11 protein-coding genes are annotated in these 8,996 nt (G+C 65.4%); 5 read left to right on the top strand and 6 right to left on the bottom strand.

Annotated features, from left to right (window positions below):
* The 4 genes from VN856_RS26500 to VN856_RS26485 form a co-directional block, all read right to left on the bottom strand.
* The coding region (locus VN856_RS26500; RefSeq protein WP_325694855.1) for an ABC transporter permease at window positions 1-591 on the bottom strand (591 nt) is incomplete at its 3' end.
* Window position 592: 1 nt separating this feature from the next.
* Complete coding sequence (locus VN856_RS26495) at window positions 593-1,309, bottom strand: MlaE family ABC transporter permease (RefSeq protein ID WP_414687054.1); 717 nt, start codon at window positions 1,307-1,309, stop codon at window positions 593-595.
* 253 nt (window positions 1,310-1,562) lie between these two features.
* Complete coding sequence (locus tag VN856_RS26490) at window positions 1,563-2,582, bottom strand: NAD-dependent epimerase/dehydratase family protein (protein ID WP_325694851.1); 1,020 nt, start codon at window positions 2,580-2,582, stop codon at window positions 1,563-1,565.
* Window positions 2,579-3,082: a nuclear transport factor 2 family protein gene (locus VN856_RS26485; RefSeq protein WP_325694850.1), complete on the bottom strand. Its 504-nt coding sequence runs from the start codon at window positions 3,080-3,082 to the stop codon at window positions 2,579-2,581. Before VN856_RS26485 ends, VN856_RS26490 begins: the two co-directional genes overlap by 4 nt.
* 57 nt (window positions 3,083-3,139) lie before the next feature.
* On the opposite strand from VN856_RS26485, the gene msrA reads away from it, so the two are divergent.
* On the top strand, window positions 3,140-3,655 hold the full coding sequence (msrA, locus tag VN856_RS26480; RefSeq protein ID WP_325694848.1) for a peptide-methionine (S)-S-oxide reductase MsrA: 516 nt from the start codon (window positions 3,140-3,142) through the stop codon (window positions 3,653-3,655).
* Window positions 3,656-3,658: 3 nt separating this feature from the next.
* Here the strand turns inward: msrA and VN856_RS26475 are convergent, their stop codons facing one another.
* A complete protein-coding gene (locus VN856_RS26475) occupies window positions 3,659-4,333 on the bottom strand; it encodes a helix-turn-helix domain-containing protein (RefSeq protein WP_325694846.1) in 675 nt (224 codons plus the stop codon).
* Window positions 4,334-4,411: 78 nt separating this feature from the next.
* On the opposite strand from VN856_RS26475, the gene VN856_RS26470 reads away from it, so the two are divergent.
* The 4 genes from VN856_RS26470 to VN856_RS26455 are packed head-to-tail and all read left to right on the top strand — an operon-like array spanning window position 4,412 to window position 8,470.
* Window positions 4,412-5,986, top strand: a complete 1,575-nt coding sequence (locus tag VN856_RS26470) for a DHA2 family efflux MFS transporter permease subunit (RefSeq protein ID WP_325694844.1) — start codon at window positions 4,412-4,414, stop codon at window positions 5,984-5,986.
* A 58-nt stretch (window positions 5,987-6,044) separates the two neighbouring features.
* Window positions 6,045-7,157, top strand: a complete 1,113-nt coding sequence (locus tag VN856_RS26465; RefSeq protein WP_325694842.1) for an NAD(P)H-binding protein — start codon at window positions 6,045-6,047, stop codon at window positions 7,155-7,157.
* Window positions 7,154-7,984 carry a class I SAM-dependent methyltransferase gene (locus tag VN856_RS26460; RefSeq protein ID WP_325694840.1) on the top strand — a complete coding sequence of 277 codons (831 nt, stop codon included), beginning with the start codon at window positions 7,154-7,156 and terminating at the stop codon, window positions 7,982-7,984. Before VN856_RS26465 ends, VN856_RS26460 begins: the two co-directional genes overlap by 4 nt.
* A 27-nt stretch (window positions 7,985-8,011) precedes the next feature.
* A complete protein-coding gene (locus VN856_RS26455) occupies window positions 8,012-8,470 on the top strand; it encodes a hypothetical protein (RefSeq protein ID WP_325694839.1) in 459 nt (152 codons plus the stop codon).
* Here the strand turns inward: VN856_RS26455 and VN856_RS26450 are convergent.
* The gene (locus VN856_RS26450) at window positions 8,443-8,901 is read right to left on the bottom strand and encodes a PaaI family thioesterase (protein WP_325694837.1); all 459 of its coding nucleotides are present in this window, start codon (window positions 8,899-8,901) and stop codon (window positions 8,443-8,445) included. The genes VN856_RS26455 and VN856_RS26450 overlap by 28 nt on opposite strands.
* Between the last annotated feature and the right edge of the window lie 95 nt (window positions 8,902-8,996).

Genomic DNA, 8,996 nt, shown 5'->3' with positions numbered 1-8,996 from the left:
CGTGGTGACAACCTGTCCGGACAGGAACGACATGACCAGTGCCATCGCGTAGAGCGGGACGACCACCACCAGCCCCGCCATCAGCCGGGTGGACACCAGGAACGCCACCGACTTGATGCCCATCACCTCGAGGGCGTCGATCTCCTCGCTGATCCGCATCGCCCCCAACTCCGCGGTCGCACCCGCTCCGACCGTGGCGGCCAGCGCCACACCGGTCACCACCGCGGTGACGACCCGCACGTTGGCGAGGGCGGCGAAGAATCCGGTGAACGCCTCGACGCCGATATTGCCCAGCGACGCGAAACCCTGGATGGCGATCAGCGAGCCACCGGACAGCGTCACGAAGCCCACGATCGCCGCGGTACCGCCGACGACCGCCATGGCGCCGGTGCCCATGCCGATCTGAGCGATCAGCCGCAGCGTCTCCCTGCGGTAGCGGCGCAACGCCCAGCCGATCGACCAGGCGCCGACGATGGAGAACCGGGTGAGGTGCCCGGCATTGTTGATCCCGCGGATGGCCCCGCCGGCGTAATGGTCGACACCGGCGGCCGCGCGCGGAAAGCGCGCGCGAACTACCGCTGCGGTCGTCATGTCAGTGTCCCGTCCCGAAGCGGACGCCGATGGTGGTCAGCACGACGTTGACCGCGAACAGCGCGAGAACGCAGAGCACCAGCGTCTCGTTGACGGCGACGCCGACACCTTTGGGACCGCCCTTGGTGGTCAGGCCGCGATAGCAACCGACCAGTCCTGCGATCGTCCCGAAGATCGCCGCTTTGATGGTCGCGATGAGCACTTCGGGTAAACCGGTGATCAATGTCAGCGTCGCGAGATAAGCGCCGCCCGATACGTTTTGGAGTTTGACACCGAAGAGGAAGCCGCCGACCAATCCGATCGTGATGACGGTTCCGTTGAGCAGCGTGGCGACGACCGTCGCCGCCACCACCCGCGGCACCACCAGCCGGTGGATCGGATCGATGCCGAGAACCTCCATCGCGTCGATCTCTTCGCGGATGGTGCGTGCGCCCAGGTCGGCGCAGATGGCGGTCGAGCCGGCGCCGGCCACCACCAGCACGGTGGTTAGCGGGCCGAGCTGGGTGACGGCGCCCAGGGCTGCGCCCGCCCCCGAGATGTCGGCGGCGCCGAAGGCGGCCAGCAAGGTGTTGAGCGTGAAAACGATCAGCACGGTCAGCGGGATCGAGACCGCAATAGTGGGCAGCAACGCGACCCTGGTAATGAACCAGGTTTGGACGATGAACTCGTTCCAGTGAAAAGGTCGGCGGAACAACGCTTTTCCGGCCAGCGTGCACATCCGCGCGAAACCACCGACGGTCGCCAGCGGCGGCGTGAGTTGGTCACGCACGTAACCTGCGAGCCCGGCGGGCGTCGTCGCGGTCACCGCTGCGCTACCGCCGAGATGCGGCAGTCGTCGAACGGCGCAGGGTGACGTGTTTCAGCGCGGTGCCACCACACATCCACCATGCGTCACACTATGTAACAAAAATCACTTGTGTTACTTGAGACACGCGGAGGATCGGACGTCGGAAGTTAAGCGCCATTCCGGCTCACTCGGACGATGCGGCCTTGCTGTTTCGCTTGGCATTCTTCATGTTGGCCCAGAAACGCGCGGCTTCCCGAATGGACTCCTCGACCGGCCTTGGCTCCCAACCTAATTCGCGCACAGCCTTGCCGTGGTCGACTGACGCTTCGGCGCGCATCATCCGCACCGATTCGAGACTGAGCTCAGCGTCCTTGCCGGTCAATTTGGCTCGCAGGCTGCCCATGGCGCCCATCGCGTAGAGCACCGGCACCGAAATCGCCCGCCGTGGCGCGGGTACACCGGCCTCGTCGGCAGCGATTTTGACCACCTCTTTCAGCGGGATCATGCGCTCAGAGATCAGGTATTTCTCGCCGTCTCGGCCGCGCTCGGCGGCCAGCAGCATCGCGCGGGCAGCGTCGTCGACACCAACGACTTCCAGCTGAATGCCGTTCATCAGAAACGGCAGCTTGCCGTAGACCGCGCCCGCGATGAACGCGCCGTGCGGGGTGCGGCCCCAGTCGCCGGTGCCGTAGGTCGTCGACACACACATGGCGACGGCGGGGAGGCCATGATCGGCGGCATAGCGCAGCACCAGATCCTCGGCCTGCACCCGCGACTGAACGTAGGGGCTTACCCGCCGGTTGCCGATTCGGTCGGCTTCGGTGGCCACGTGACCATGGCGACGGTCGACCGTCGCGTAGGTGCTGGTGAAGATAAAGCGCTGTAGGCCAGCGTCTTTAGCGATGTCGAGCACATTGCGCAGGCCCTCGACGTTGGTGTGGAACAGCGGCGCGGGGTCCTGCAGCCACGCACGGGTGTCGACCACGCAGTAGTACACCTGGTCGCAGCCGTCCATCGCCTCGCGCACGGTGGCGGTGTCGAAGACGTCGCCGTGAAAGCGAGTGACGTCGAGGTCGTCGATGCTGCGGGTGTTCGCCGTCGGGCGCACCATCACCCGCACCTGCGCGCCGGTCGCGACGAGTTGACGCGTGACGTGCGAACCCAGAAATCCGTTGGCCCCGATGACCAGCTTGGGCGCGCTCATTGCATTCCCGCGTACGTCTGCATCCAGCGGGCCGCGTCGTCGTCGAGCGTGCCTAGCTTTTCCGCCTTCTTGCACCACTTGATTCCCGCCTGCAAAAAGCGCAGCGGGTTGTAGATGTCTTCTTGGCGGCACCATTGGCCGTCGCCCGCGTAGGTGATGATCGAGATGTTCGTCGCGCTGATGATGGTGCCGTCGCCCGGGTCGACCATCGGGTTGTCGAGCTCGCAGATGATCCGTCCCGTGGGTTCGTCGATGACGGACCACAGCGACGGGAACGCCGTCATATGGCTGCCCGGGAACGTGCTCATCGTCTTGCTGATCCAGGTGAGCACCTCGTCGCGACCCTTCATGGTGCCCGCCGCGTGCTCGATGTAGTCGACATCCGGGGTGTAATGCTGCACCCACTGGTCCCAATTCTTGGCCTGGGCGGCCTCGTCAACGGTCTGCTCGAAACGCGCGAACGCGGCAGCGAGTTCATCGCGGGTAAAAACCTTGCTCACGCAAGAAACTAGAACACGTTCTATTGCAGTTTGTCGAGCAAGTGGATAATCGGGGAGATGACGGACTACAGCAAGGCAATACTGGCCGGCGGCTGCTTCTGGGGCATGCAGGACTTGATCCGCAAACAGCCCGGAATCATCTCGACCCGAGTGGGCTACACCGGCGGCGACGTGCCCAACGCCACGTACCGCAATCACGGAACCCATGCCGAAGGCATCGAGATCACCTACGACCCGGCAGTCACCGACTTCCGCGCAATCCTGGAGTTCTTTTTCCAGATCCACGACCCGACCACCAAAAACCGGCAGGGCAACGACGTCGGAACCAGCTACCGCTCCGCGATCTTCTACGTCGACGACGACCAGAAGCGCGTCGCGCTGGACACCATCGCCGACGTCGAGGCCTCAGGTCTGTGGCCCGGCAAGGTGGTGACTGAAGTCAGCCCGGCCGGCGACTTCTGGCAGGCCGAGCCCGAACACCAGGACTACCTGCAGCACTACCCCAACGGGTACACCTGTCACTTCATCCGGCCGGGATGGAAGTTGCCACGACGGGCCGCAGCCGAGACATAACGGCTAGCTGCGGTTGACCAGTCCCAGCCCGGGATCTGCCGACAGCCGAAACGCCGCGCGCATCGCTTCGATCGCTGCGGCGCTACCTTCGAACTTGCACCGCCGCAGTGCAGCCTTCCGCTCGGCGGCGGTCCCGCCAAGGCGTGCGGTGATCAGGTCTGCTGCGGTCGCGGTCACGGTGACGGCCGGCGGATCCGTCGCGGCGGTCAATCCATCCCTGGTCACTCCGAATCCGAAACGACGGCCGTCGATGTCGACACTGTAGGACGCCGGGCCATCGGAGACCTGAGTGGGATCGAAGCCGAGAAGTATCCCGGCCAGAAATCCGTTCAACGGTGTCAGCGCGCTTTCGCTCGGTTCGAGCAGATCCAGTCCGAACGTGGCAACGCCCCGGATCACTGGCGGCACCTTCCGCCAGCCTTCGTCGCTGAGTGTGTAGACGGTCCGGGCAACGGGCGGCGGCAATTCGCTGCGGACCACCAGGCCGGCCTCTTCGAGTTCGCGCAACCGGTCGGCGAGCAGGTTGGTGGCGATGCCCGGAAGCGCTGCCCGCACATCGCCATAGCGGCGAGCTCCCCCGAGAAGCTCGCGCAGGATCAGCAGCGTCCAGCGCTCACCGAGCACGTCAAGCCCGCGTGCTATCGGGCAGTTCTGGTTGTAACTCTTGCGACCGGCCACACCAGCCACTCTACCCCTCTAACTTGTTAATCAAGTTATTGCTTGATTTTCTTGTCTATTCAGTTTACGGTTCTGTTCATGCGCATCTTTCCTCGCCCGCCGGTGTTCCGCGACCATCCGATCGCCGCACTGGCCGCCATCTGCCTCAGCGTGTTCGTCATCAGCGTCGACGCCACCATCGTCAACGTCGCCCTGCCGACACTCTCCCGAGAACTGAATGCCGACACCGCGCAACTGCAGTGGATCGTGGACGCCTACACCCTCGTCATGGCCGGACTGTTGTTGTCGGCAGGCAGCCTCAGCGACCGCTACGGTCGACGCGGTTGGCTCAGCGGGGGGCTCGCCCTGTTCGCGATGACATCGATCGTTGCGGCGCAAGCGAACTCGGCAGAAGCTCTGATCGCGGCCCGCGCCGCGATGGGGGTCGGCGCCGCGGTGATCTTTCCGACCACCCTGGGTCTGATCACGAACATCTTCACCGATGCGGTGCGGCGGGCCAAGGCGATCGGCATCTGGGCGGCGATGGTCGGTGTCGGCGTCGCAGCCGGGCCGATGTCCGGCGGCTGGCTGCTCGAGCACTTCAGTTGGGGATCAATCTTTTTGGTGAACGTGCCGGTCGCCGCGATCGCAATCGTGGGTGGCATTCTGTTCGTCCCAACGTCGCGTGATCCGGCCGCACCGAAGGTCGATATGCCCGGGCTCGTCCTGTCCAGTGTCGGCGTGACAGCGCTGATCTACACGGTTATCGAGTCCCCGCAGTGGGGATGGGGCAGCGCGCGGGCGGTGGCGGGCTTTGGTATCGCCACGGTTGTTCTCGCCGCCTTTGCGCGGTGGGAGCAGCGTAGTTCGCACCCGATGCTGGACGTCTCGGTGTTCGCCAACCGGCGATTCTCCGGGGGGAGCCTGGCGGTGACAGCGGGCTTTCTCACCCTGTTCGGCTTCATCTTCGTGATCACCCAGTACTTCCAATTCATCAAGGGCTACAGCGCATTCGAGGCGGGTGCACGGCTGCTGCCGGTCGCCGTGTCGATCGCCGTCGCCAGCGTGCTAGGTCCACGCATGGTGGAGCGACTCGGCAGCACAGCGGTCGTCGCGGCGGGTCTTGCGATTTTCGCGGCGGGGCTCGCATGGGCCTCCACCGCCGATGCGGCCACGCCCTACCTGCAGATCGCCGGGCAGATGGTGCTGCTCGGTGGCGGCCTCGGCCTCACCTTCGCACCCGCCACCGAAGCGATCATGGGCTCGCTGCCCGCCGACAAGGCCGGGGTCGGTTCGGCCGTCAACGACACCACCCGCGAACTGGGCGGCACGCTGGGCGTCGCGATCGTCGGCAGCGTGTTCGCATCCGTCTACGCCAGGCGCATCGACTCGTCGTCGGCTCTTGCGGCGCTTCCGGCAGACCTCCGGTCCACGATGAAACAATCAACGGCGGCCGCGTACAGGGTCATTGGGCAATTGCCCGTCGCACAGGCTGCCGGTGCGCGCGATGCGGTCAACCACGCGTTCCTGGGCGGCATGCAGATCGGCTCTCTGGTCTGCGCGGCCATCGCGCTGGCCGCGGCGGTCGTCGTGGCGGTGCTGCTGCCCGCACGGGCACGCAGATCGCCGGCCGAGATCCCCGAATCGGCGGAATCAGAGGCGGTGATCGCCTGAAAAAGATTGCTGCGCAATGCGTTTCTTGACACCCCATCGAGTCGACAAAGGAGTGACCATGATGAACACCCCACCCACAACCCTGGTGACCGCGGCAGCGGGCAAGACCGGACGTCATACTGCCCTGGAATTGCTGTCACGCGGTCTTCCGGTTCGCGCGATGGTCCATCGCGAAGACGCCCGCTCCGCCGCGCTGGGCCGCCGCGGAGCGGAAATCGTCGTCGGGAATGTCAGCGACGTGCACGATGTGCGCAAGGCGCTGGACGGCGTGCAGCGCGCCTACTGGGCGGCCCCTGCCATGCCGAGTGCATTGGAAGCCGCCACCCTGTTCGCTGCCATCGCCGAGGAAAAGCGGCTCGAGGTCGTGGTATCCATGAGTCAATGGCTGGCCGACCCCGGTCACCTTTCGGCGCACACCCGCGCCACGTGGCTCGCTGACCGGGTTTTCGACTGGATGCCGACAGTCGGGTCGATCACCGTCAACCCGGGCTTTTTCGCGGAGAGCTACACCTACACGCTGGACTCCGTGGCGCAGTTCGGGATGTTGACGCTCCCCTTCGGCGACGGGCTCAACGCCCCACCGTCCAATGAGGACATCGCCGGGGTCGTCGCCGCTCTACTGGTAGATCCCGAACCGCATCTGGGGCGCAGCTACCGTCCCACCGGCCCGGAGTTGCTCACCCCCGGCGGCTACGCCGAAATCCTCAGCCGAGTGTTCGGCCGTACGATCCGCTACCTCGACATTCCGTTCGCGGTATTTGCGAAGTCGGCCCGCTCGATCGGCTTCGACGAGTACAGCCTCATCCAAATCAAGTGGTACGTCGACGAACTCAAACGAGACACCTTCGCCATCAACGCGCCCACTGATGCCGTCGAGCGCCTCACCGGCCGGCCGGCCGAGGACATGGAAACGATCGCTCGCCGCTATCTCGCCAGCATGCCCGGCACCACACGTGGCCTCTCCGGGATGGCCCGCGCCATGCGCCTGCTCGCGAAATCTGTTGTCACCCCTGCCCCGAACCGCAAGCGTTACCTGCACACCTTCCAAGACGGCGCGTCCATCGGAGCGCTGTCGATCGACTCCGATCTCTGGCAGACCACCCATGACCCCGACCGGATCCGCCACGCGCAACTGCCGCGGATCGGCACTGCATCGGCGGTCGCACGATGACCGGGCAGCCCGCCGTCGGCGCGGTGGCACAGTACGCCGTCGGAGGAGTGCGCGAGCGTATCGAAGCCGCGTTGCGCGGTGCTGGAAAGGATTTCGATGCGCTGACGCCGGCTGACTTGGCCGGTGGCCTCGCCTCCTTCGAGCACTTCCACTCGCTGGGCCGGACTGGCACCACGGCGCTGCTGGAGGCCGCTCACGTCACCGCGGCCGATCACGTCCTCGACGCCGGCAGCAGCATTGGCGGCACCGCCCGCCTGCTCGCCGCCGAATACGGCTGTCGCGTAACCGCGGTCGATCTCACCGCTGAATACTGCGACACCGCCCGATGGCTGAACGGCCTGGTACACCTCGACGACCGGATCGAGGTGATCGAAGGAGACGTCACCGACCTTCCGTTGCCGGCTGCCAGCGTCGATGTCGTTGTCAGTCAACACGTGCAGATGAACGTCGCCGACAAATCGCGGCTATACAGCGAAGCTCGCCGCGTTCTGCGGCCCGGTGGCCGGCTCGCGCTCTGGGACGCCACGGCAGGACCCCACCAGCCGCTCACGTTCCCGGTGCCGTGGGCCGACATACCCGGGCGCAGCCACCTCGTCACGCCCGATGAGCTCGCCGCGACGCTGCGGGGCGCAGGATTCACGCTCGACGTGTGGAACGATCTGACCGACTTCGCCGTCGCGGCCATGGCGCCGATATTCGAGGCGCCCACCGACCCGCTCGGTCTTCAACTCGTTGTCCCCGATATCGAGACCAAGGTGATGAACCTGTTGCAGAACGCCCGCGACGACCGCCTTCGGCTGATCCAAGCCGTCGCCGTGGCCGTCTAACGCAGCCATCCATCTCAGGAGTCAGTCGTGAATCGAATTCGGCCAGCTTCTCTGCTGCCCTTGATGATTCGGGTTACCGCGATCGGTTACCTGTTCTTCTTCGTCCCCAACCTTCTGCTCGCCGCCACGCACCACATCGACACGTTGCCGCCGTTGCTGGCCCGACTATTCGACTGGGGCGGCAACGCGGATTCCACCGCGGTGATGCTGTCCACGGTCTACGTGATCTGGGCTATTTTCCTGTTCCGTTCGGCGGGCGAACCACTGGCACACGGACTTTTCCTCGACTTCAACCTGACGGCGAACTCCGCCCACTTCGCCGCCATGCTCATCATGGCGCTCACCATGCCCGACGAGCACCGGCATATAGCGGGAGTGGTTGCACTGGGGCTGATCTCGACAGTCCCGTTGGCGGCATGCTGGCTGCCGGTGCGGCACAGTGTCGTGCGGCCGGACGGCTACTTGCCGATGGCGCGTAGCTGGTAGAGGCCGCGGGTGGTGGCGACCGTCGTGCCGTCGGCATCGGTCACCACCGCCTCGAGGGTGAAATCGGACTTGCCCCGTTCGGCCGCTTCGGCTTCGATCCGCGCGATCGTCTCGTCGTCGAGGCCGGCTTCGGCACGCACGTCGGATTTGGCCATCGCGACGAATTGGATGTCGAGGTTTTTGACCAGCGGGAAGTACTTCGCAGTGTCGAACGTGACCAGCGGAATGATCCCGCCGAGGACTTCGGCGACGGTGAACAGCACGCCGGCGTAGATGACGCCGAAGTGGTTGCCATTGCCCTCAGCCGCGACGGTGGTAGCGGCAAAGCCGGGCCGGGCCTCGACGACCTTGACGCCCATCTTGTGGGCAATCGGGATCGTCGAACCCAGGGCGCCGTTCATCATGTCCACGAGCTCGCTGTCATCGGCCATAGCCGCAGATCTTAACGGCGGCGGACCGCGATCTTGCCGCCGTCCTTCGGTGTGTAGGCGACACCGCGGGAGTGCACCTTCTCCCCTGGGGCGTC

It is taken from the genome of Mycobacterium sp. (assembly GCF_035603715.1).
Lineage (GTDB): Bacteria > Actinomycetota > Actinomycetes > Mycobacteriales > Mycobacteriaceae > Mycobacterium.
Note: the sequence above shows the minus strand (reverse complement) of the source record. Positions and strands in the feature narration are given on the sequence as shown.